General features: G+C 70.9%; 22 protein-coding genes. 20 read left to right on the top strand and 2 right to left on the bottom strand.

Annotated features, from left to right (window positions below; genetic code table 11):
- Positions 1-98: 98 nt before the first annotated feature.
- The 11 genes from QNO26_RS11025 to QNO26_RS10975 all read left to right on the top strand — a co-directional run bounded on the left by QNO26_RS11025 (position 99) and on the right by QNO26_RS10975 (position 13,950).
- Entirely contained in the window at positions 99-941 is an 843-nt protein-coding gene (locus QNO26_RS11025; protein WP_257638234.1) for a transglutaminase-like domain-containing protein, read from the top strand.
- A gap of 39 nt (positions 942-980) precedes the next feature.
- A complete protein-coding gene (locus QNO26_RS11020; RefSeq protein ID WP_257533421.1) occupies positions 981-2,648 on the top strand; it encodes an arginine--tRNA ligase in 1,668 nt (555 codons plus the stop codon).
- A gap of 1 nt (position 2,649) precedes the next feature.
- Positions 2,650-3,483 carry an LmeA family phospholipid-binding protein gene (locus QNO26_RS11015; protein ID WP_257533419.1) on the top strand — a complete coding sequence of 278 codons (834 nt, stop codon included), beginning with the start codon at positions 2,650-2,652 and terminating at the stop codon, positions 3,481-3,483.
- A gap of 163 nt (positions 3,484-3,646) precedes the next feature.
- Positions 3,647-5,059 carry a diaminopimelate decarboxylase gene (gene lysA / locus QNO26_RS11010; protein ID WP_257638235.1) on the top strand — a complete coding sequence of 471 codons (1,413 nt, stop codon included), beginning with the start codon at positions 3,647-3,649 and terminating at the stop codon, positions 5,057-5,059.
- Positions 5,056-6,399 (top strand): homoserine dehydrogenase, encoded by a 1,344-nt coding sequence (locus tag QNO26_RS11005; protein WP_257533415.1) that lies wholly within the window; start codon positions 5,056-5,058, stop codon positions 6,397-6,399. Before lysA ends, QNO26_RS11005 begins: the two co-directional genes overlap by 4 nt.
- A 1-nt stretch (position 6,400) precedes the next feature.
- Positions 6,401-7,486: a threonine synthase gene (gene thrC, locus QNO26_RS11000; protein WP_257533413.1), complete on the top strand. Its 1,086-nt coding sequence runs from the start codon at positions 6,401-6,403 to the stop codon at positions 7,484-7,486.
- Positions 7,483-8,451: a homoserine kinase gene (gene thrB / locus QNO26_RS10995; protein WP_257638236.1), complete on the top strand. Its 969-nt coding sequence runs from the start codon at positions 7,483-7,485 to the stop codon at positions 8,449-8,451. Before thrC ends, thrB begins: the two co-directional genes overlap by 4 nt.
- Positions 8,452-8,608: 157 nt before the next feature.
- On the top strand, positions 8,609-10,795 hold the full coding sequence (gene rho / locus QNO26_RS10990; RefSeq protein WP_374679352.1) for a transcription termination factor Rho: 2,187 nt from the start codon (positions 8,609-8,611) through the stop codon (positions 10,793-10,795).
- Between the two features lie 28 nt (positions 10,796-10,823).
- The gene (prfA, locus tag QNO26_RS10985) at positions 10,824-11,897 is read left to right on the top strand and encodes a peptide chain release factor 1 (protein ID WP_257533409.1); all 1,074 of its coding nucleotides are present in this window, start codon (positions 10,824-10,826) and stop codon (positions 11,895-11,897) included.
- A gap of 95 nt (positions 11,898-11,992) precedes the next feature.
- Positions 11,993-12,403, top strand: a complete 411-nt coding sequence (locus QNO26_RS10980) for a hypothetical protein (RefSeq protein WP_257533408.1) — start codon at positions 11,993-11,995, stop codon at positions 12,401-12,403.
- Positions 12,404-12,543: 140 nt separating this feature from the next.
- Entirely contained in the window at positions 12,544-13,950 is a 1,407-nt protein-coding gene (locus QNO26_RS10975; protein WP_257638237.1) for an HNH endonuclease signature motif containing protein, read from the top strand.
- On the opposite strand, the gene epsC is transcribed toward QNO26_RS10975, so the two are convergent.
- Together epsC and cysK are read right to left on the bottom strand one after the other, a co-directional pair.
- Positions 13,947-14,540, bottom strand: coding sequence for a serine O-acetyltransferase EpsC (epsC, locus tag QNO26_RS10970; RefSeq protein ID WP_257638238.1), 594 nt, complete (start codon positions 14,538-14,540; stop codon positions 13,947-13,949). The two genes, QNO26_RS10975 and epsC, sit on opposite strands and share 4 nt — an antisense overlap.
- Positions 14,541-14,651: 111 nt before the next feature.
- Entirely contained in the window at positions 14,652-15,590 is a 939-nt protein-coding gene (gene cysK, locus QNO26_RS10965; protein ID WP_257638264.1) for a cysteine synthase A, read from the bottom strand.
- 145 nt (positions 15,591-15,735) lie between these two features.
- On the opposite strand from cysK, the gene prmC reads away from it, so the two are divergent.
- The 9 genes from prmC to atpA all read left to right on the top strand — a co-directional run bounded on the left by prmC (position 15,736) and on the right by atpA (position 23,323).
- Positions 15,736-16,617: a peptide chain release factor N(5)-glutamine methyltransferase gene (gene prmC, locus QNO26_RS10960; protein WP_257638239.1), complete on the top strand. Its 882-nt coding sequence runs from the start codon at positions 15,736-15,738 to the stop codon at positions 16,615-16,617.
- Positions 16,618-16,682: 65 nt separating this feature from the next.
- Positions 16,683-17,393: an L-threonylcarbamoyladenylate synthase gene (locus tag QNO26_RS10955; protein WP_257533398.1), complete on the top strand. Its 711-nt coding sequence runs from the start codon at positions 16,683-16,685 to the stop codon at positions 17,391-17,393.
- Positions 17,390-18,544 carry an MraY family glycosyltransferase gene (locus QNO26_RS10950; protein ID WP_257533396.1) on the top strand — a complete coding sequence of 385 codons (1,155 nt, stop codon included), beginning with the start codon at positions 17,390-17,392 and terminating at the stop codon, positions 18,542-18,544. The genes QNO26_RS10955 and QNO26_RS10950 overlap by 4 nt, the downstream gene beginning before the upstream one ends.
- Positions 18,541-19,035, top strand: coding sequence for a Cg1360 family ATP-synthase-associated protein (locus QNO26_RS10945; RefSeq protein WP_257533394.1), 495 nt, complete (start codon positions 18,541-18,543; stop codon positions 19,033-19,035). Before QNO26_RS10950 ends, QNO26_RS10945 begins: the two co-directional genes overlap by 4 nt.
- 131 nt (positions 19,036-19,166) lie before the next feature.
- Entirely contained in the window at positions 19,167-19,967 is an 801-nt protein-coding gene (atpB, locus tag QNO26_RS10940; protein ID WP_257533552.1) for a F0F1 ATP synthase subunit A, read from the top strand.
- Positions 19,968-20,010: 43 nt separating this feature from the next.
- A complete protein-coding gene (gene atpE, locus QNO26_RS10935) occupies positions 20,011-20,247 on the top strand; it encodes an ATP synthase F0 subunit C (protein WP_257533392.1) in 237 nt (78 codons plus the stop codon).
- Between the two features lie 31 nt (positions 20,248-20,278).
- On the top strand, positions 20,279-20,830 hold the full coding sequence (locus QNO26_RS10930) for a F0F1 ATP synthase subunit B (protein WP_257533390.1): 552 nt from the start codon (positions 20,279-20,281) through the stop codon (positions 20,828-20,830).
- Entirely contained in the window at positions 20,830-21,618 is a 789-nt protein-coding gene (locus QNO26_RS10925; RefSeq protein WP_257533388.1) for a F0F1 ATP synthase subunit delta, read from the top strand. Before QNO26_RS10930 ends, QNO26_RS10925 begins: the two co-directional genes overlap by 1 nt.
- A 64-nt stretch (positions 21,619-21,682) precedes the next feature.
- Positions 21,683-23,323, top strand: coding sequence for a F0F1 ATP synthase subunit alpha (atpA, locus tag QNO26_RS10920; RefSeq protein WP_257533386.1), 1,641 nt, complete (start codon positions 21,683-21,685; stop codon positions 23,321-23,323).
- Positions 23,324-23,325: the final 2 nt, after the last annotated feature.

Raw genomic sequence — 23,325 nt, 5'->3', positions numbered from 1 at the left:
TCGAGGGTAGGTCACCGCGGAGCGCCCCGCACCCGGGCGCCCTGCCGCGCTGTCCGCACCGTTCCGGGGTGCCCCTGGCCGCGTGCGAGGATAGCCCGGTGCTGCGCAACGTGACCGCCGAACTCGACCTCGAACTGGGGGCGGACGTCGACCTGATCCTGCAGATCACAGCGGCTCGCAGCGCGCACCTCGTGCAGGAGCGGCTCACCGTGATGCAGGACGACGGCGCGGTCGCGGTCACCGAGATCGCGGACCCCGCCGGGGCGCGACTGCACCGGCTGCGGGGCCACGCCGGACCGCTGCAGGTGCGCTACGAGGCACGCGTCGCCGCGGGTGCCGCCGCACCCGACGCGAGCGGGCTCGAGACGATCACGTACCTGCGGCCCAGCCGCTACTGCCAGTCCGACGAGGTGTTCGCGCAGGCGCGGCGCCAGTTCCGGGGGCTGTGGGGGCGAGAGCTCGTCGCCGCGGTCGAGGACTTCGTCGCCACCACCACCACGTACACCCTCGGCTTCAGCCAGGGCACCGACTCCGCGGTGACGACGCTGAGCAGCGGGCAGGGGGTCTGCCGCGACTACGCGCACCTCGTGATCGCGCTGCTGCGGGCGATGGACGTTCCCGCCCGCTATGCCGCGTGCTACGCGCCGGGCCTGCGGCCGATGGACTTCCACGCCGTCGCGGAGGCGTACCTCGACGGTGCCTGGTACGTCATCGACGCCACCCGGCTGTCGCGACGCAGCGCCCTCGTGCGCATCGCGACCGGCCGCGACGCCGCCGACTGCGCCTTCCTCAGCTACCACGGCGGCTACGTCGGGCTCACCCGCATGCAGGTGGACGCGCACCTCGTGCCCGACGGCGCCGGCGACGATGCCGCGGCCGCCGCGCTGGCGGCATCCGATCCCGCCGCGGACGACCCCGCGGCGCTCGTGCAGCTGGCCTGAGCGGTCGGGCGTGCACGCCCCGCGTAGAATCGGAGGGTTATGGATCCTGAAGCCCTCTCCGCTGTCCTGCTCGACGTCGTCCGCCCGGCCGCCGAGGCGCGACGCGCGGGCTCGACCGAGGGTCTGACGCCCGCCGATCTGCCGCTGGACCGGCCCAAGAACCGTGACCACGGGGATTGGGCGTCCAACGCGGCGCTGAAGCTCGCGAAGGCCGTGGGGGCCAACCCCCGGGAGTTCGCGGCCGAGATCGCCGAGGCGCTCGCCGCCGTCCCCGGCATCGCCTCGGTCGAGGTCGCCGGGCCCGGCTTCATCAACATCCGCCTGGATGCCGCGACCGCCGGCGCCCTGGCGAAGACCATCGTCGAGATGGGGGCCGCCTTCGGCCGCAACGACAGTCAGCGCGGCAACACGATCAACCTCGAGTTCGTCAGCGCCAACCCCACCGGTCCGATGCACATCGGACACACCCGGTGGGCGGCGCTCGGCGACGCGATGGCCCGCCTGCTGCTGGCCTGTGACGCCACGCTGGTGCGCGAGTTCTACATCAACGACGCCGGTGCGCAGATGGACCGCTTCGGCGCCTCCGTGCTCGCCGCGATGAAGGGCGAGCCCACGCCCGAGGGCGGCTATGCCGGGGCGTACATCGATGAGCTCGCCCAGCGGGTGCAGGCCGCGGATCCCGGCATCCTGGACCTCCCCGCCGATGAGCAGCTGGTCGCCGCACGCGACCGTGCGTACGAACTGCAGCTCGGCGAGCTGCAGGCGTCGCTGGCGAAGTTCAACGTGCACTTCGACGTCTTCTTCAGCGAGCGGCTGCTGCACGCCCCCGGCGCCGACGGCGGACCGAGCCTCGTCGAGGAGGCCGTGGAGCGCCTGCGCGCCCAGGGCCACGTGTTCGACCAGGACGGCGCGGTGTGGGTGCGCACCACCGACTTCGGCGACGACAAGGACCGCGTCATCCGTCGCTCCAACGGGGAGTTCACCTACTTCGCCGCGGACGCCGCGTACTACCTGAACAAGAGCGACCGCGGGTTCCAGCACAAGATCTACCTGCTGGGCGCCGACCACCACGGTTACGTGCACCGTCTGAAGGCGCTCGCCGGTGCCGCCGGTGACGACCCCGAGAAGGACATCGAGGTGCTGATCGGGCAGCTCGTCTCGATCAACGGCGCCCGCCTCTCCAAGCGCGCGGGCAACATCATCGAGCTCGACGACCTGCGCGAGTGGCTCGGCACCGACGCGCTGCGGTACTCGCTCGCGCGCTACCCCGCGGACTCCCCGCTGACGCTGGATCCCGAGATCCTGCAGAAGCGCACCAACGACAACCCCGTCTTCTACGTGCAGTACGCCCATGCGCGCACCCACAACGTCGCGCGCAACGCCGCCGAGAGCGGCGTGGACCGCAGCGCCTTCGCTCCCGAGCTGCTGACCCACGAGACGGAGTCGGCCCTGCTCGGCGCGCTGCAGGAGTTCCCCCGCACGGTCGCCTTCGCCGCGGAGGTGCGCGAGCCGCACCGTGTGGCGCGCTACCTCGAGGAGCTGGCGGGCCTCTACCACCGCTGGTACGACAACTGCCGCGTGATCCCGCTCGGCGACGACCCCGTCACCGACCTGCACCGCACCCGCCTGTGGCTGAACGACGCGACCGGCCAGGTGCTGCGCAACGGCCTGGACCTGCTCGGGGTCACCGCGCCGGAGCGCATGTGACATGACCGGCGACACGCACCCCACCCAGCCGCTTCCCGACCCGTCGGCGCAGTGGGTGCTGTCGTCGGGGGAGCCGCCGCGTCGTCCCCGCCGGACACTGCGGTGGGTCGTCGCGGGCCTCGTCGTGGTGGTGCTCGCCCTCGTGGCCTGGTTCGCCGGTGAGGCGATCGCGCGCGGCATCGTGGTGAACACGATCCGCCAGCAGATCGTCACCAACCTGTCGCTCCCCGAGGATCACCCGATCGACGTCGACGTGCCCGGCGCGGTGCTGCCGCAGCTGATCGGCGGCAGCCTCGACGAGCTGCGGATCTCCTCCGCGGACGTCTCTTTCGGGCCCTTCACCGGTGACATCGCCGTCGAGGCCCGCGACATCCCCGTCAGCGGGGAGCGCACGATCCGTGATGGCCGCGCCACCGTGACACTGGACCAGCCGCAGCTGCAGGAGCTGCTGTCGTCCGTGGATGGGTTCCCCGCGCAGTCGGTGGGCCTCGCCGAGCCCGACATCACCGCGACGATCGAGCTGTCGCTGTTCGGCGCGCAGATCCCGGTGGGGCTGTCGCTGACCCCCGGTGCGAAGGACGGCGAGCTTGTGCTGACGCCCTCGAGCGTGCAGGTCGCCGGGTCGGACATCGGCGCCGACGAGCTGCGACGTCAGTTCGGCATCGTCTCCAATGCGGTGCTGCGCGATTGGCCGGTCTGCATCGCGGCGTACCTGCCGCAGGGGCTCACCCTGAGCGAGGTCGCCGTGACCGGCGACGTGCTGCGGGCGCGCTTCGACGTCGCCGACGACATCCTGGTGGACCGCACGCTGCTGGCCGACGGCGCCTGCTCCTGACCGCCTGCTTCTGCATCGCCTGTCACACCGCGTCGCACGCACGGCCCCGGGGCGACCGTTGCCCTAGACTGCTTGCAACGTCGGCGCGTGGATGATCCGCCCGGCATCAGGCCGCTGCTCCGCCAGGTGCAGCTTCCCGTATCCCACCCGATTGGTCTGCTCCGTGTCCGCCTCGCCCGCCCGTGTGTCCGTCCCAGAGTGGCTCGTCGAGCCGGAGGACGCCGACGCGCTGGTCTCCGGCGTGTGGCCGGACTCGGCCGTGCGCGACGCCGACGGCGTGGTGCGGCTCGGCGGAGTGCCCGTGACCGAGCTCGCCGCCCGGTTCGGCACGCCGCTGTACGTGCTCGACGAGAACGAGGTGCGCCGTCGTGCGCGCCGTACGCGCATCGCGTTCGACGAGGCCGCCGCCCGGCACGGCACCACCGCGCAGGTCTACTACGCCGGCAAGGCGTTCCTCTGCACCGAGGTCGTGCGGTGGGTCACCGCCGCGGGCCTGTCGATCGACGTCGCCACCGGCGGGGAGCTCGCCGTCGCGCTGGCCGGCGGCGCCGACCCCGCGCGCATCGGCTTCCACGGCAACAACAAGAGCGAGGCTGAGATCGCCCGCGCCGTCGAGGTGGGTGTCGGGTCGATCATCGTCGACAGTGACATCGAGATCACCCGGGTCGCGGCCGTCGCCGCCGCCCACGGCGTCGTGCAATCGGTGCGGGTGCGCGTCAACAGCGGTGTGCACGCCGAGACCCACGACTTCCTCGCCACCGCCCACGAGGACCAGAAGTTCGGCTTCCCGCTGTCGCGTGCCGACGAGGTGGTCGCCCGCATCCGCTCCCTCGGGAGCCTGGAGTTCGGCGGGCTGCACTGCCACATCGGGTCGCAGATCTTCGGCACCGCCGGGTTCGCGCAATCCGCCGCCCGCCTGGTGGAGGTGCACGCGCGGCTCCTCGCCGACGGGCCGGTGCCGGTGCTCAACCTCGGCGGCGGCTTCGGCATCGCCTACACCTCGGCCGACGACCCCACACCGATCGAGGAGCTCGCGGCGGGCATCGTCGATGCCGTCGCCGCCGAGTGCGCGGCGCACGGCATCCCGGTCCCGGTCGTCGCGTTCGAGCCCGGCCGCGCGATCGTCGGGCCGGCAGGGGTCACCCTCTACGAGGTCGGCACCGTCAAGCACGTGCAGGCGAGCGACGATCTGCAGCGGCTCTACGTGAGCGTCGACGGCGGGATGAGCGACAACGCCCGGCCGGCGCTGTACGGCGCGCACTACAGCGCGCGCGTCGCCTCGCGCCGCAGCGATGCCGCACCCGCCCTGGCGCGCGTCGTCGGCAAGCACTGCGAGTCGGGCGACATCGTCGTCGACGCCGAATACCTGCCGGGTGACGTCGCCCCCGGAGACCTGCTGGCCGTGCCGGCGACGGGGGCGTACTGCTTCTCGCTCGCCAGCAACTACAACTACATCCCCCGCCCGCCGGTCGTGGCGGTCGCCGATGGGTCCGCGCGCGTCATCGTGCGCGGCGAGACCGTCGACGACCTGCTCGCCCGTGACGTGGGGGTCGCATCGACGAAGGGAACCGCATGACCGATCACCGCCGCCTGCGTGTCGCACTGCTGGGAGCGGGAGCTGTGGGCGCCCAGGTCGCCGACCTGCTGCTCACGCACGGCGACGAGCTCGCCGACCGCGCCGGTGCCTCACTCGAGCTGGCGGGGATCGCCGTGCGCGACCTCGACGCCCCGCGCGACGTGGATCTGCCGCGCGACCTGTTCACCACCGACCCCGACCCGCTCATCGCCGGCAGCGACATCGTCATCGAGCTGATGGGCGGCATCGAGCCGGCACGCACGCTGATCCTGCAGGCGATCAACTCCGGCGCCGACGTCGTCACGGCCAACAAGGCGCTGCTGGCCACCCACGGACCGGAGATCTTCGACGCCGCCGACCAGGTCGGCGCGTCGGTGTACTACGAAGCCGCGGTCGCCGGTGCGATCCCCATCGTGCGGCCGTTGCGCGACTCGCTCGCCGGTGACCGCGTGCAGCGCATCATGGGCATCGTCAACGGCACCACCAACTACATCCTCGACCGGATGGATGCCGAGGGTGCCGAGTTCGACGACGTGCTCGCCCAGGCTCAGGCGCTCGGCTACGCCGAGGCCGACCCCACCGCCGACATCGAGGGCTACGACGCCGCCCAGAAGGCCGCGATCCTCGCGAGCCTCGCCTTCCACACCGCCGTGCCGATCGAGGCCGTGCACCGTGAGGGCATCGTGGGGATCGACAAGGCGATGATGGATGCCGCGCGCCACGCGGGCTACGTCATCAAGCTGCTGGCCGTGTGCGAGCGGCTGGTCGGCGAGGCGGACGCATCGCCGACCGGCGAGGCCATCTCGGTGCGCGTGTACCCGGCGCTCGTCCCGCGCGCCCACCCGCTGGCGAGCGTGCACAGCGCGAACAATGCCGTGTTCGTGCAGGCCGAGGCCGCCGGCGACCTCATGTTCTACGGCGCCGGCGCCGGCGGCCTGCAGACCGCGTCGGCCGTCCTCGGCGATGTCGTCTCGGCGGCGCGACGCCATATCGCCGGTGGTGTCGGGGTGGGGGAGTCCACCCGTGCGAACCTGCCGGTGGTCCCGATCGGGCACGTCACGACCCGGTACCAGATCACGCTCGAGGTCGACGACCTGCCGGGTGTGCTGGCGTCCGTCGCCGGCATCCTCAGTGATGGCCGGGTGTCGATCGCCACGGTCGAGCAGAACATCCTGTCCGGGGCCGACGTCCCCGGCGCAGAGCAGGAGGCGGGCGTCGCCCGGCTCGTCATCGGAACGCACACGGCGCGTGAGCAGGATCTGAGCGACACGGTCGCCCGGCTCGCCGAGAGCGGCGTGGTCGGACGCGTCGTGTCCGTGCTGCGCGTGGAGGGGAACTGACATGGCACATCTCTGGCGCGGGGTGCTCCGCGAATACGCCGACCGGCTCGGGGTCACCGACGCCTCGACGGTGGTCACGCTCGGCGAGGGCGGCACGCCGCTGATCCCGGCGCCGGCCCTGTCGCGGATGACCGGTGCCGACGTGTGGGTGAAGTACGAGGGCATGAACCCGACCGGCTCGTTCAAGGACCGCGGCATGACGGTCGCGCTGTCGCGCGCCGTCGAGCACGGTGCGAAGGCGGTCATCTGCGCGTCGACCGGCAACACGTCGGCCTCGGCGGCCGCCTACGCCGCGCACGCCGGCATCACCGCCGCGGTGCTCGTGCCCGAGGGCAAGATCGCGATGGGCAAGCTCAGTCAGGCCGTCGCCCACAACGGGCGGCTGATCCAGGTGCGCGGCAACTTCGACGACTGCCTCGAGATCGCCCGCGAGCTCGCCGAGCACTACCCGGTGCACCTGGTCAACTCCGTCAACCCCGACCGCATCGAGGGTCAGAAGACGGCCGCGTACGAGGTCGTCTCGCAGCTGGGCGATGCGCCCGACTTCCACTTCATCCCCGTGGGCAACGCCGGCAACTACACCGCCTACTCCCGCGGCTACCGCGAGGAAGCCGCGCGCGGCGCCGCCACCCGGGTTCCCCGCATGTTCGGCTTCCAGGCCGAGGGCTCCGCGCCGCTCGTGCGCGGTGAAGTGGTGCGCCACCCTGAGACGATCGCCAGTGCGATCCGCATCGGCAACCCCGCCTCGTGGGAACTCGCCCTCGAAGCGCGGGACGCCACCGACGGCTGGTTCGGCGCGATCGACGACGAGCGCATCCTCGCCGCCCAGAAGCTCCTCGCCGGCTCCGTCGGCGTCTTCGTCGAACCGGCATCCGCCATCAGCGTCGCCGGGCTGCTCGACCGTGCCGAGGCCGGCATCGTGCCCGCCGGCGCGCGCGTCGTGCTCACCGTCACGGGGCACGGGCTGAAGGACCCGCAGTGGGCGCTGCGCGCCGCCGACGGGTCGCAGGTCGAGCCGACGGTCGTGGATGCCGCGACGAGCGAGGTCGCCTCGGTGCTGGGGCTGGTGGCGGAGGCCACCGCGTGAGCGCACCCTCGCCGGAGGTCGCGGCGGACCGCGGTGACGCCGAGGGGCGCACCGTCGTCGTGCGCGTGCCGGCGACCAGCGCCAACCTGGGTCCGGGGTTCGACACCCTGGGCCTGGCGCTGAGCGTCTATGACGAGCTCACCGTGACGGCGCTGCCCGACGGCGAGCTGGACATCGAGGCCACCGGGGAGGGCGCCGACGACATCCCGCGCGACGCCTCCCACCTCGTGGTGCGCTCGATGGCCTACGCCTACGAGGCGTGCGGGCGGCGGATGCCGGGTGTGCGCCTGCGCGCCCGCAACGTGATCCCGCACGGCCGGGGCATGGGCTCCTCCGGCGCGGCGGTCGTCGCGGGGCTGCTCGCGGCGAAGGGGCTGCTCTCCGGCGACGTCGAACTCGGGCCCGATGCGCTGCTGCGGCTCGCGACCGAGCTGGAAGGGCACCCCGATAACGTGGCGCCCGCCCTCTTCGGCGGCCTCACGATCGCGTGGATGGACCCCGACGGGCCGCAGCACAAGAAGCTCATCGTCCACCGCGGCGTCGCTCCGCTGGTGCTCGTGCCCGCCTTCACGATGTCCACCTCGCTCGCACGCAGCCTGCAGCCGCTGCAGGTGCCCCGTGAAGACGCCGTCTTCAACGTCTCGCGCTCCGCGCTGCTCATCGCCGCACTGACGCAGAGCCCGGAGCTGCTGCTGGCGGCCACCGAGGACAAGCTCCACCAGAACTACCGGGCGCAGGCCATGCCCGAGACCGATCGTCTGGTGCGTGCACTGCGGGCGGAGGGATTCGCCGCGGTCGTGTCCGGGGCCGGCCCCAGCGTGCTGGTGCTCGCCGACGGCCCAGGGCAGCGTCTCGTGGCCGCCGAGGTCGCGGCTGCCGTGGCGGACACCCCGTGGGAGCCCCTCATGCTCGCCGTCGATGTCAAGGGTGGTACAGTGAGGGACCAAACGGAGGGTTCCACGTAAATCGTGAATCTGGCCTCCGTCGCAATTCTGCGAACTGTCGCTTGTATCCCGATCTGATCGCGTCGCGCCGTTTCCCCTGTTCCATCCGGGAAGCGCACGCACGGCCGCGACGATCGAACGCGATGCGGCATATCCGATGACACACAAGGGAGTACTCGTGGAGTCCATCTCCGAGATCCGTACCGACGGCGACACCGACGGCGAGAACACGCCGCAGGACGAGACCGTCACCACCGCGCCCGCCGAGGGTGCCGACGTCACCGACGGCGAAGACGCCGTGGCGACCGACGCCGAGGCGAGCGAGCAGACCCCGGCCGAGGCCGAGACGGCTGACGTCGTCGAGTCCGTCGCCGCCGTCGAGAACGGCGCCACCGAAGCGCCGGCCGCCGCTGCGGAGGAGAAGCCGGCGAAGGCGCCGCGCAAGCGTGCTCCGCGTCGCGCCAAGAGCAGCGACCTGGTTGCGCAGGCCGAAGCCGCCGCTGCCGAGGCACCGGCCGAGGCCGCCCCCGCCGCCGAAGCCGTTGCTGCCGCCGAGGACACCCCCGCTGCCGAGACGACTCCTGCGGACGGTGCCGACGCGCCGGCCGCAGACGCAGCCCCGCCCGCCCGCGCCAAGGCGCCGCGCAAGACCGGTGCGCGCCGCAGCAGCAGCCGCTCCGTCGCCGCGGAGGCGGAGCCCGCCGCCGCGGAGCCCGCCGCGAACACCGACACGACGGACGCCCCGGCCGCGGACCGCTCCGAGCCGGCATCCGCCGCCCCGGACGAGAAGCCCGCAGCAGACACGGCATCCGCTGAGAAGTCCGCCCACGCGGCACCGGCCGAGAAGGCACCGGCCGAGAAGGCACCCGCCGAGAAGGCATCCGCCGACAACGCACCCGCCGACAAGGCCGGCGAGTCCGCGGGCGACGGCGAGCAGAACGAGGGCGAGGGCACGTCGCGTTCGCGCAGCCGGTCGCGCAACCGCAACCGCAACCGCAACAAGGACGGCAACGGCCAGAACGGCAGCGGGCAGAACGGGAACGCCCCGGAGCAGTCCGAGCGCGCCCCTCAGCCTGCCCCGTCCCACGCCGCGGACGACGACGAGTCGGGTCAGGGCGGCCGCGGGCGTCAGCGCAACAAGCGCCGTCCGCAGGGCACCACCAACGACGAGTTCGAGACCGAGATCGGCGAGGACGATGTCCTCATCCCCATCGCCGGCATCCTCGACGTGCTCGACAACTACGCGTTCGTCCGCACCACCGGCTACCTCCCCGGCACGAGCGACGTCTACGTGTCCCTCGGCCAGGTCAAGAAGTACCACCTGCGCAAGGGCGACGCCGTCGTGGGCGCCATCAAGCAGCCCCGCGAGAACGAGCAGTCCGGCCGCCAGAAGTACAACGCCCTGGTCAAGGTCGACTCGATCAACGGCCTGTCCGTCGACGATGCCGCCACCCGCGTGGAGTTCGGCAAGCTGACGCCGCTGTACCCGCAGGAGCGCCTGCGCCTGGAGACCGCCCCCGAGAAGCTGACCCAGCGCATCATCGACCTGGTCGCCCCCATCGGCAAGGGTCAGCGCGGCCTCATCGTCGCGCCCCCGAAGGCGGGCAAGACGATCGTCCTGCAGCAGATCGCGAACGCGATCGCCACGAACAACCCCGAGGTCCACCTCATGGTCGTGCTCGTGGACGAGCGGCCCGAAGAGGTCACCGACATGCAGCGCACCGTCAAGGGCGAGGTCATCGCCTCGACGTTCGACCGTCCCGCCGAGGACCACACCACCGTCGCCGAACTCGCCATCGAGCGCGCCAAGCGCCTCGTGGAGCTCGGCCGCGACGTGGTCGTGCTGCTGGACTCGATCACGCGTCTGGGTCGCGCGTACAACATCTCGGCCCCGACGTCGGGTCGCGTGCTCACCGGCGGCGTGGACGCCTCGGCGCTGTACCCGCCCAAGCGCTTCTTCGGAGCGGCGCGCAACATCGAGAACGGCGGATCGCTCACGATCCTCGCCACGGCTCTGGTGGAGACCGGCTCCAAGATGGACGACGTGATCTTCGAGGAGTTCAAGGGCACCGGCAACAGCGAACTGCGGCTGAGCCGTCAGCTGGCCGACAAGCGCATCTTCCCCGCCGTCGACGTCAACGCCTCGAGCACGCGTCGCGAGGAGATGCTGCTGTCGCCCGACGAGGTGAAGATCACGTGGAAGCTGCGCCGCGCCCTCGCCGGGCTCGACCCGCAGCAGGCGCTGGAAGTGGTTCTGGGCAAGCTCCGCGAGACGCAGTCCAACGTCGAGTTCCTGGTGCAGATGCAGAAGTCGATGCCCGCGCCCGGCGGCAGCAGCCACGCGAACGACAACAGCATCCGCTGACCTGACGGCGACCGTGTCCGATTCCGGCATGTTCGAGTCCGTCCGCGGACTGATCGACGAGCACCGCGCGGTGCAGGAGGAGCTCTCCGACCCCGCGGTGCACGCCGATGCCGCCCGCGCCAAGCGGGTCAATCGGCGCTATGCCGAGCTGTCGCGCATCGTCGCGGCCCACGACGCGTGGGTCGCGGCGGCGGACGACCTCGAGGCGGCGCGCGAGCTCGCGAAGGACGACGAGGCGTTCGCCGAGGAGGTGCCCGCTCTCGAAGAGCAGGTCACCGCCACGCAGGAGCGCCTGCGGCGACTTCTGATCCCGCGCGACCCTGACGACGCCCGTGACGTGATCATGGAGATCAAGCAGGGCGAGGGCGGCGCCGAGAGCGCGCTGTTCGCGGCCGATCTGCTGCGGATGTACGTGCAGTACGCGGCATCCAAGGGGTGGAAGACCGAGGTGCTGGACCGCAACGAGTCCGACCTCGGCGGCTACAAGGACGTGCAGCTCGCGATCAAGGGCTCATCGAGCGACCCGGCGCAGGGCGTGTGGGCTCATCTGAAGTACGAAGGCGGCGTGCACCGCGTGCAGCGCGTGCCGGCGACGGAGTCCCAGGGGCGCATCCACACCTCGACCACCGGCGTGCTGGTGTTCCCCGAGGTGGACGAGCCGGACGAAGTGCAGATCGACCAGAACGATCTGAAGATCGACGTGTTCCGCTCGTCGGGGCCCGGCGGCCAGTCGGTGAACACCACAGACTCGGCGGTGCGCATCACCCACGTGCCCACCGGCATCGTCGTGTCGATGCAGAACGAGAAGTCGCAGCTGCAGAACCGCGAAGCCGGCATGCGGGTGCTGCGCGCCCGGCTGCTGGCCAAGCAGCAGGAGGAGCGGGATGCCGCGGCGTCCGATGCGCGCAAGTCGCAGATCCGCGGCATGGACCGCTCGGAGCGCATCCGCACCTACAACTTCCCCGAGAACCGCATCGCCGACCACCGCACCGGTTACAAGGCGTACAACCTCGACCAGGTGATGGACGGCGCTCTCGAGCCGATCGTGCAGTCGGCGATCGCCGCTGACGAAGAGGCGCGACTGGCGGCTCTCGGGTCCTGACGGGCGTTTCGGGCGGGGGGATGCCTCGGCCGGCCCCGTGGCCGCCGGGTGGCGCGGTCTTGGCTGCGATGGTGTGGGCGGATTAGGGTCGGCGCATGACGACCTTGCTGCTGCGCGCGGCGGTGTTCCTGGGGTCTGCCGCGCTGGGGCTCGTGGTGGCAGACCTCGTCGTTCCGGGTTTCACGATCGTGTGGGCGGACTGGTGGGGCTTCGTCCTCTGCATCGTGATCTTCGCGGTGCTGCAGAGCGCCCTCGCCCCGGTGATCACCCGGGTGGCGCGGCGGCACGCTCCGCCGCTGCTCGGGGGAGTGGGGATCCTCTCGACCCTGGTCGCGCTGCTCATCGTGGTGCTGCTGCCGGTCGGCGGGCTGCGCATCACCGACGCGCTCGCGTGGGTGCTCGCGCCCCTCGTCGTGTGGGTGGTGACGGCGCTGGCGACGCTGCTGCTGCCGAGGCTGTTCCTCCGGCGCAGGATGGATGCGCGGGGGGAGACGTCGCGCGCGTGATGCGTGGCGGGGGCCGCTGCTCGCGCCCCGCCGAGCGCCGTTCCCTGCACAACGAGTGTGCCGGGAGGTTATCCACAAGTGCCGCCTGGCCGGGAGTTTCTCCGTTCTGAATGTCGGAGGTAGGCGGGAGAATGACGGGTATGAAGACGCTCCCGCCCGCCTCCCGCAGAGATACCCGCTCGCTGGGTGCGGTGGTGGCGGGGCTGGAGGCTACGCGGCGGCGGATCGCCGCGCTGCACGCCGAGGAGCTGCAGCTGCTGGCGCGCGCCGATGCGATCGCGGCTGAGCAGACAGCCCGGGTGCCGTCGTCTGAGCGGCGGGAGCGAGAGATGCCCGCGCGGGCGATCGCGGCAGAGGTGGGCGCGGCGTTGCGGCGACCCGACCGGGGCATGCAGGACCGCATGCGCGACGCCACGGTCCTCGTGGAAGGCTTTGCGGCGACCGTCGCGGCGTTACGGGAGGGGCGTGTCGACGCGGGCCACGTGCGTGTGATCCAGGATGCCGGTGCCGTCATCGGCGACCCCGAGGTGCGGGCCAGGTTCGAGCAGGCGGCGCTGGTGGTGTGTGAGCGTGAGACGCCGGGGCGGGCGAAGCCGATCGTGACGGTCATCGCGCAGAAGCTGCACCCGGTGCCGCTGCAGGAGCGGCACGCCGAGGCCTCCGCGACTCGCCGGGTGTGGGTGCGTGACCTCGACGACGGCATGGCCGAGCTCGCCGCGGTACTGCCGGCCGTGCTCGCCTACGCGATCCGTGATCGGCTGACCCAGCACGCGCGCGAGATCACCGCCGCACGCCGCGCACGCGCCGCGGACGAGCCGGTCGCTGAGACCGACGACGAGACCGTCGCTGAGACCCCCGATGACACCGTCGCTGAGACCCCCGATGACATCGTCGCTGAGACTGCCGACGACCCCGTCGCCACCGATACGCGCACCACCGATCAGATCCGGGCCGATGTGCTCACCGATCTGCTGCTCACCGGCTGCGCCACCGCGCCCACGGCGACCGGTGTCCTCCCGGAGGCAGCGGCGGTGACGGCGCAGGTGCAGATCGTCATCCCGGCCGCCACCCTCGTGGGCGCAGGTGCCGCGCCGGCCGAACTGCTCGGGTACGGACCCATCGACCCCGACACCGCCCGGGGTCTGGCCGCAGCCGCCGACGTCTGGGAGCGGGTGTTCACCTCCCCGGTCACCGGAGCCGTCCATCACGTGGACACCTACCGGCCCAGCAGGGCGCAGCGCAGACATCTCGATGCGCGAGACGAGCATTGCCGGTTCCCCGGCTGCCGCAGACCCGCCCGGTTCTGCGACCACGATCACACCCATGACTATGCCCGCGGCGGGCCGACCGCCGTCGCCAACCTCGCGAACCTCTGCGCCCGGCACCACGCGATGAAGCACGCCACGGCGTGGTCGGTGATCCAGAAACCCCGCGGCATCCTCGAATGGACGAGTCCCACCGGTCGGGTCTATCCCGACACCCCTCGACGGGTGCTGGAGTTCAGCGCGCTCGATCAGGCGACAGCAGGTGCGCCTGCGCCGTTCTAGATGAAGTACTCGGGTGCCATGAGCAGCGACCGGGTGTCCTCGCCCGGGGTGCGCTTGCGGGCCTTCGCGGGGACGCCGACCAGCACGCTGTCGGCGGGGGCATCCTTCGTCACGACGGCGTTCGCGCCGATCGCCGTGCCCGCCCCGATCGTGATGGGGCCGAGCACCTTCGCGCCGGCGCCCACCAGCACGCGGTCGCCGAGGGTCGGGTGGCGCTTGCCGCCGTTGCGCGTGCGGCCGCCGAGGGTGACGCCGTGGTAGAGCAGCACATCGTCGCCGATCTCGGCGGTCTCGCCGATCACGACGCCCATGCCGTGGTCGATGAAGCAGCGGCGCCCGATGCGCGCGCCCGGGTGGATCTCGACGCCCGTGAGCCACCGCGTGAGCTGCGACAGCGCACGGGCCGGAAGGCGCAGTCCTCGCAGCCAGAGGGTGTGGGCGACGCGGTGTGACCAGATGGCGTGCAGGCCCGGGTACAGCAGGGCGATCTCGAGTCCGTTCCGGGCCGCGGGGTCGCGCAGCCTCGCGGCCGCGACATCCTCGCGTGCGCGGCCCACGAGATCACGCAGGCCGCGCAGCGGCCCGCTCACGCGCCCGCCTCGGCGGGGGAGTCGACGCGGGGGAGGGGGATGCCGTGCACGAGAACCTGCTTTCGGAAACGATGACGGCCCGGGCGGCGCTGCCGCCCGGGCCGGAAGTGATCAGTATTCGCGCAGGTCCTCGTAGAGCGCGGTCGACAGGTATCGCTCGCCGTACGAGGGGATGACCACGACGATGTTCTTGCCCTCGGCCTCGGGGCGGGCGGCGATCTGCAGTGCGGCCCACAGTGCGGCGCCGGAGGAGATGCCGACGAGGATGCCGTCCTTCACGCCGACCTCGCGGGCCGTGGCGATGGCATCCGCGAACTCCACGTCGACGACCTCGTCGATGACGCTCTGGTCCAGCAGCGCGGGGATGAAGTTCGGGCCGATGCCCTGGATCTTGTGCGGGCCGGGCGTCCCCTTGGTCAGCAGCGGCGAGTCGGCCGGCTCGACGGCGACGACCTTCGCCTCGGGAACGCGCTCCTTGAGCACCTGGCCGACACCCGTGATGGTACCGCCCGTACCGATGCCGGCGACGAAGTAGTCCACCTTGCCATCGGTGTCGCGCAGGATCTCCTCCGCGGTCGTCTTGCGGTGGATGGCCGGGTTGGCGGCGTTCTCGAACTGACGGGCCAGCACGGCGCCCGGCGTCTCGTCGACGATCTCCTGTGCCTTGGCGACCGCGCCCTTCATGCCGCCGGCCGGGTCCGTCAGCACCAGCTCGGCGCCGTACGCCTTCAGCAGCAGCCGGCGCTCCATCGACATCGACGACGGCATCGCGAGCACCACCTTGTAGCCACGCGCCGCGCCCACCATGGCCAGCGCGATGCCGGTGTTGCCACTCGTGGCCTCGACGATCGTGCCACCGGGGGTGAGCTCGCCGGACTCCTCGGCCGCGTCGACCATCGCGATCGCGATGCGGTCCTTGACGCTGGACGCGGGGTTGTAGAACTCGAGCTTCGCCAGCACCGTACCGGGAAGGCCCTCGGTGATCCGGTTCAGCTTGACCAAGGGGGTGTTGCCGAATGCGCTCGTGATGTCGGAATGGATGCCGGCCATGATCTGCCTTTCGTGCGGTCGGTGACCCCTCCTCGGCGAGGGGAAGCTCATCGTTCAAGCCTAGGGCGCGTGGGGGAGCATGCGGCCGAATATGACGATCCTTCCCGGACCGCGCAGCCGGTTCCCGTCTAGGCTGGACACGCCCATGCCCGATTCCCGCACCGCCCCCGCCCGCATCGCCGAGACGCTGCGCACCGCCACCGACCTGCTGCAGCGGGCCGGGGTCGCCTCCGCAGACGTCGACGCGCAGCTGCTGCTGGCGCACGTCCTGGGCATCGGCCGGGGCGAGCTGCACGCCGCGGTCGTGCGCGGCGACGAGGTGCCCGAACCCGCCGCGTCGGCGTTCGCCGCGCTGCTCGCACGCCGGGCTGCTCGCGAGCCGCTGCAGCACCTCACCGGCACTGCACCGTTCCGTCATCTGGAGCTGAAGGTCGGGCCCGGCGTGTTCGTGCCGCGCCCCGAGACCGAGACGGTCGCCCAGATCGCGATCGACGCGCTCACCGCAGCCGCGTCCCCCGAGCCCATCGCCGTCGACCTCGGCACCGGAAGCGGCGCGATCGCCCTCGCGTTGGCGACCGAGGTGCCGCATGCCAGGGTGCACGCCGCCGAGAACTCGGTCGACGCCTTCGTGTGGGCGAAGGAGAACTTCATCGCCGTCGGCGCGAGCAACGCCCGCATCGCCTTCGTCGACCTCGCAGAAGCCTTTCCCGAGCTCGACGGAACCGTGTCGGTCGTCGTCTCCAACCCGCCCTACGTGCCCGACGGCGCCATCCCGCGCGACCCCGAGGTGCGCGACTGGGATCCGCCGGCGGCGCTCTACGGGGGAGCGGACGGGCTCGATGTGGTGCGCGTGATCAGCGGGGTGGCCCGTCGTCTGCTGCACCCGGGAGGCACCCTCGTGCTCGAGCACGGCGAGTGGCAGGGCGCACCCATCAGGTCCCTCCTGACCGCAGACGGCTGGCTCGCCGCCGCCACCCATCAGGACCTCACGCTGCGCGACCGGGCCACCACAGCCGTCCGCTCCTGACACCCGCCGCGCGGGACGGCGGTCTGAAGGGTCTGCGGAGCCTGCGCCGGTAGACTGGTGCGGCCATGTCCCCTGTATTCGACAGCCGCGACGAGACGCAGTTGCTGCCCGGCCTGCGCCAGGCGCGTCAGGCGATCGCGCGCGGCCAGCTCGTCGTGCTGCCCACCGACACCGTGTACGGCGTCGCCGCCGACGCCTTCAACGCCTCGGCCGTCGCACGCCTGCTCGCAGCCAAGGGGCGCGGCCGGCAGTCGCCGCCGCCTGTGCTGGTCGCCGGAGTGACCACCCTGCGCGCCCTCGCCGCCGAGATCCCCGAGCCGGTCGAACGACTCGTCGAGGAGTTCTGGCCCGGCGGACTGACCATCGTGCTGCCGGCGCAGCCCTCGCTGTCCTGGGACCTGGGCGACACCTTCGGAACGGTCGCGGTGCGCATGCCCGCCGATCGCATCGCTTTGGAGATGCTCGAGGAGTGCGGCCCGCTCGCCGTCTCGAGCGCCAACCGCACCGGGCACTCCGCGGCGATCGCGATCGACGAGGCCGTCGACATGCTCGGCGACAGTGTGGCGGTGTACCTCGACGCCGGCATGCGGGAGACCGGCATCCCCTCGACGATCGTCGACGCGACCGGTCTGACCGGTGATGGTGACGGCGTGGTGCGCGTGCTGCGCGACGGCGCCGTCAGCCGCACCCGACTGCGGGACGTGCTCGGCGACCTGCTGGAAGCCGACCCCGATGAGGCGGATGGCCCCGCCGCGGCGGCCGGCGGCGCGGTGTGAAACAGTACGTCTTCATCGTCATCCTGACCGCCGCCGTCACGCTCGTCCTCGCCTGGGCGGTGTGGCGCCTCGGGCTGCGGTTCAAGCTCTACCCGGCCATCCGGGCCCGCGACGTGCACAAGACGCCCACGCCGCGCCTCGGCGGCATCGCGATGTACTTCGCCATCGTCCTCGCGTTCGCGGTCTCGGCGATGCACCCCGACCCCCGGTTCGCGAGTTTCTGGGCCGACCCCGCCCCCTGGGCCGTGCTGGCGGCGACCACCCTCATCGTGCTGGTGGGGGTCGCCGACGACCTGTGGGACCTCGACTGGACCATCAAGCTCGGCGCCCAGTTCCTCGCCGCCGGCATCGTCGCCTGGTTCGGGGAGCTGCAGATCTACACGCTGCCCATCGGCGGGATCACCGGCTTCTCGGGGACCGTCAGCTTCGTGCTCACGATCTTCTCCATCGTCATCGTCATGAACGCCGTCAACTTCATCGACGGCCTCGACGGGCTCGTCGCCGGCGTCGCCCTCATCGCGAACGCGGTGTTCTTCGCCTATTCCTACCTGCTCATGCGCGACATGGGGTCGGCGACGTACTTCACCATGGCCTCCTTCATCGCCGCTGTGCTCATCGGCGCCTGCATCGGATTCCTGCCGATGAACTGGAACCCGGCGAAGCTCTTCATGGGCGACTCCGGCGCACTCATGATCGGGCTGCTGATGGCCTGCTCCGCCGTGTCGATCACCGGCTCGCTCGACCCCGCCCTGCTGGGGGACCCCGATCAGTTCGGCCGCTCCCAGCTACTGGGTGCGTTCATCCCGATCCTCCTCCCGGTGGTGGTCGTGATGCTCCCGCTGCTGGACTTCGGCATGGCGGTGCTGCGGCGCATGCAGGCCGGAAAGTCCCCCTTTTCGCCCGACCGCAAGCACCTGCACCACCGCATGCTCGACATGGGCCACTCCGACCGCGACGCCGTGCTGATCTTCTACGCCTGGACGGCGGTGGTCAGTCTCGCGGTGCTGCTCATGTACATCGGAACGACCGCCGACTGGCCGGGGCAGTACCTGCCGGGCGCCGCCTTCGGTCTCATCGGCGTCGCTGCCTGCCTCGTCGTCACCTTCACCCCCGCCCGCCGCGCCCTGCCCGCGACCCAGGAGTCCTCATGACCACGCCCCGCAGTTCCGTCTCCAGCACCCCCGTCCTGCGTGCCACTCTGCTGTGGTCTGCGGGGGTGACCGCCGTTCTGGCCGTGATCGGCGCCGTCGCCGGCTACGCGGCCGGCGGCACCGAGGGGCTGTGGAGCGCCCTGTGCGGCGTGGGGCTGGCGTTCGCCTTCCTCGGCATCACCGGCGTCAGCATCCTCGTCGCCAACCGCTGGTACGGCGACGCGCTGTACGTGCCGATCTTCTTCGGCATCGTGCTGGGGGGCTGGATCCTCAAGTTCCTCGTCTTCATCGTGCTGCTGCTGGTGCTGCGGGATGCGGCCTGGCTGAACCCGACGGTCTTCTTCCTCTCCCTCGTCGCCGGGATTGTCGCATCGCTCGTGATCGACGTCGTCGTGCTCACCCGCATGCGGGTGCCGCATGCAAGCGATGTCACCCTTCCCACGGCCGACGAGGTCGCGGAACAGGGCGAAGGACCCGAAGGGCGGCATTGACCGCCGCCGGAGTTTGATAGTGTTGATCTGCGCCCGCCCCGCTCCTCTCGGAGCATCTGCGGAGTGACGCTCACCGACCATCGTCGCTCCGGTCCTGTACCGGCGCCCCGAAGCTGGAGCCTGCGCTGTTTATTCACGCTGCGACACTGATCGCCCCCACCGCCGACGAAGGCGAGTTCCACGCTCCGTCGATCGCGGAGTTCTTTCCCGAGGCTGTTTTCCAGATCGGTGATCTGGTCATCAACCGGATCCACCTGATCCAGTTCATCGCGACACTCGCGGTGGTCCTGGTCTTCTGGCTCGGCACCCGACGCATGAAGGTCGTCCCCGGACGCTTCCAGAGCATCGTGGAGATGGGCCTGGACTTCGTCCGGGTCAACATCGCCGAGGACCTCCTCGGCAAGAAGGACGGGCAGAGGTTCCTGCCGATCCTCACCACGATCTTCTTCATGGTGCTGTTCATGAACCTCACGGGTGTCATCCCGTTCATGAACATCGCCGGCACGAGCATCATCGCGGTGCCGCTGCTGCTCGCGGTGGTCAGCTACGTGACCTTCATCTACGCCGGCATCAAGAAGAGCCCGAAGAACTTCTTCAAGAACTCGCTCTTCCCCACCGGCGTGCCGTGGCCGATCTACATCATCGTGACGCCGATCGAGCTCATCTCGACGTTCGTCATCCGGCCGGTGACCCTGACCCTCCGACTCCTCATGAACATGATGGTCGGGCACCTTCTGCTGGTCCTCTTCTTCGCCGCGACGCAGTTCTTCCTGCTCGATCTCGGCGGCTGGTGGTCGGCTCTGGCTGCGGGCTCGCTCGCCTTCGGCTTCGCCTTCACCCTGTTCGAGCTGCTCGTCGCAGCGCTGCAGGCTTATGTCTTCGCTCTCCTCACCGCGGTCTACATCCAGCTCGCGGTCGCGGAAGAGCACTGAGCGGGTCGGCTGACTGCCGCCCATAACCGAAAGGAAAACCCCCGTGGACGCAACTACGGTTCTCGCCGCCGTCACCGGTTCCATCGCGACGGTGGGCTACGGCCTCGCCGCCATCGGCCCGGCCATCGGCGTGGGCATCGTCGTCGGAAAGACGATCGAGGGTGTCGCCCGTCAGCCCGAGCTGGCCGGTCGTCTTCAGGTGCTCATGTGGATCGGTATCGCCTTCACCGAGGCGCTCGCCTTCATCGGCATCGCCACCGCCTTCATCTTCGGCTTCTGATCCAGCCCCGTACTGACCTAAAGGAGACAGGATGCTGAACGCTCTTGTCACGTACGCCGCGGAAGAGGGTGTCGCGTACAACCCGCTCATCCCGGCGTGGTACGACATCATCTGGTCGGCGGTCTGCTTCGTCATCATCCTCTTCGTCTTCTGGAAGGTCGCCCTTCCGAAGATGAAGACGTTGCTCGACCAGCGCGCCGCCTCGATCGAGGGCAACATCGCCAAGGCCGATGAGGCTCAGCGCAAGGCGGAGGCTGCTCTGGAGCAGTACACCGCTCAGCTGGCCGAGGCTCGCAAGGAGGCCGGAGAGATCCGCGACGCCGCTCGCGAGGACGGCAAGAAGATCGTCGCCGAAGCGAAGGATGCCGCCTCCTCGGAGGCCGCACGCCTGACCGCCGCCGCGCACGCGCAGATCGAGGCGGAGCGCCAGACCGCGCTGGTCTCACTGCGCAGCGAGGTGGGCTCGCTGGCCCTCGACCTCGCCGGCGGCGTCATCGGGGAGTCCCTCTCCGACGACGCGAAGGCGCAGGCCGTCGTGGACCGCTTCCTGGCCGACCTCGAAGCCTCCGAGGCGTCGAAGTAATGGGCAGCGCGACCACTCAGGCCCTGGCCGCGACGACGTCGGCGCTCGGCGCGGCGTCGTCGGTCGACCTCGGCGTCGCCCGCGAGCTGTTCGCTGCCGCGCGGGCGATGGGCGAATCGGCCCAGCTGAGGGGCGCGCTGGCCGACTCCGCCGCGGCGCCCGCCGCGCGGGCGAAGGTCGTCGCGCACGTGTTCGGCTCGTTCCAGCCCACCACGGTCTCGCTGTTGACCAGTGCGGTCCAGCAGCGCTGGTCGTCGGCGTCTGACCTGGTCGACGGGATCGAGGAGCTCGGCATCCGGGCCACCGCGATCGCGGAGCCGGGCTCCGACATCGAGGGGGAGCTGTTCGCGGTCATCCGCACCATCGCAGCGAACCCCGAGCTGGAGCTTGCGCTCGGCAGCCGACTCGGAGACGCGTCCGCCAAGGGCGCGCTCGTCGAGACGCTCCTGGGCGGCCGCACCAGCGCCGGCACGACACTGATCGTCTCCTCGGCGGTGCAGCAGACGCGTGAGCGTCGGGTGCGGCAGCTGCTCGGTCGTGCGATGCGCCTGGTGGCGCAGCAGCGCGGTCGCTCGGTCGCCACGGTCGTCGCCGCGAAGCCCCTCGGGGCGGGACAGGCCGACCGCCTCTCCGCTGCGCTGTCGCAGCGGTACGGCACGGACATCTCGCTCAACGTCGTCGTCGACCCCTCGGTCGTCGGCGGCCTGCGCGTCGAGATCGCCGACGACGTCATCGACGCCAGTGTGTCGAGCCGTCTGAACGACCTGCGCCAGAAGCTGGCCGGTTAGAGCTTCCCGCTCATCGGAGCGGAGATTTCGGGACCGCAAGGTCCCATGAACACGAAGGAAGACCATGGCAGAACTCTCCATCAGCCCCGACGTCATCCGTGACGCGCTGAAGGACTTCGTCGCCGCGTACGAGCCCACCGGGGCCGCCGCGACCGAGGTCGGCACCGTCATCGACGCCGCCGACGGCATCGCCCACGTCGAGGGACTGCCCGGCGTCATGGCGAACGAGCTCGTCCGCTTCGGCGACGGCACGGCCGGACTGGCGCTCAACCTCGACGAGCACGCGATCGGTGTGGTCGTCCTGGGCGACTTCGCCGGCATCGAGGCGGGCCAGCAGGTCACCCGCACCGGCGAGGTCCTCTCGGTCCCCGTCGGCGACGGCTACCTTGGCCGCGTCGTCGACCCGCTCGGCAACCCGATCGACGGCCTCGGGCCCGTGGCGTCGGAAGGCCGGCGTGCCCTCGAGCTGCAGGCGCCGGGCGTCATGCAGCGCAAGAGCGTGCACGAGCCGATGCAGACCGGCATCAAGGCCATCGACGCCATGATCCCCGTCGGCCGCGGCCAGCGTCAGCTGATCATCGGCGACCGCCAGACCGGCAAGACGGCCATCGCGATCGACACGATCATCAACCAGAAGGCCAACTGGGAGTCCGGCGACGTCAGCAAGCAGGTGCGCTGCATCTACGTCGCCATCGGCCAGAAGGGCTCCACGATCGCCTCCGTCAAGGGCGCGCTCGAGGATGCCGGCGCCATGGAGTACACCACCATCGTGGCCGCTCCCGCGTCGGACCCCGCCGGCTTCAAGTACCTGGCGCCCTACACGGGGTCGGCCATCGGCCAGCACTGGATGTACGGCGGCAAGCACGTCCTGATCATCTTCGACGACCTGTCGAAGCAGGCCGAGGCGTACCGTGCCGTGTCGCTGCTGCTGCGTCGCCCGCCGGGCCGCGAGGCCTACCCCGGTGACGTGTTCTACCTGCACTCGCGTCTGCTGGAGCGTTGCGCGAAGCTCTCTGACGAGCTGGGCGCGGGATCGATGACGGGTCTGCCGATCATCGAGACCAAGGCCAACGACGTGTCGGCCTACATCCCGACCAACGTGATCTCGATCACGGACGGCCAGATCTTCCTGCAGTCCGACCTGTTCAACGCCAACCAGCGCCCCGCTGTCGACGTCGGCATCTCGGTGTCGCGCGTCGGTGGTGACGCGCAGGTCAAGTCGATCAAGAAGGTCTCCGGCACGCTCAAGCTCGAGCTGGCCCAGTACCGCTCGCTCGAGGCGTTCGCGATGTTCGCGTCCGACCTCGACGCGGCCTCGCGTCGCCAGCTGGCGCGCGGAGCGCGTCTGACCGAGCTGCTCAAGCAGCCGCAGTACTCGCCGTACCCGGTGGAGGAGCAGGTCGTGTCGATCTGGGCCGGCACCAACGGCAAGCTCGACACCATCGCGGTCGAGGACGTGCTGCGGTTCGAGCGCGAGCTGCTGGACTACCTCAAGCGCAACACGTCGATCCTCGACACGCTGCGCGAGACCAACGTCCTCGACGACGACACGGTCGCGCAGCTCGACAAGCTGACGGACGACTTCGTCCTCGAGTTCCAGTCCGGCAAGGGCATGGCGATCAACAACCCGGGTCACGAGGAGTTCGCCGCGGCGGACGCCGACGACGTGAACCAGGAGAAGATCGTCAAGGGCCGCCGGGGCTGACG

The organism is Microbacterium sp. zg-Y1090, from assembly GCF_030246945.1.
Taxonomy (GTDB): Bacteria; Actinomycetota; Actinomycetes; order Actinomycetales; family Microbacteriaceae; genus Microbacterium; species Microbacterium wangruii.
The sequence above is the reverse complement of the archived record's forward strand: the minus strand, read 5'-3'. Positions and strand labels throughout refer to the sequence as shown.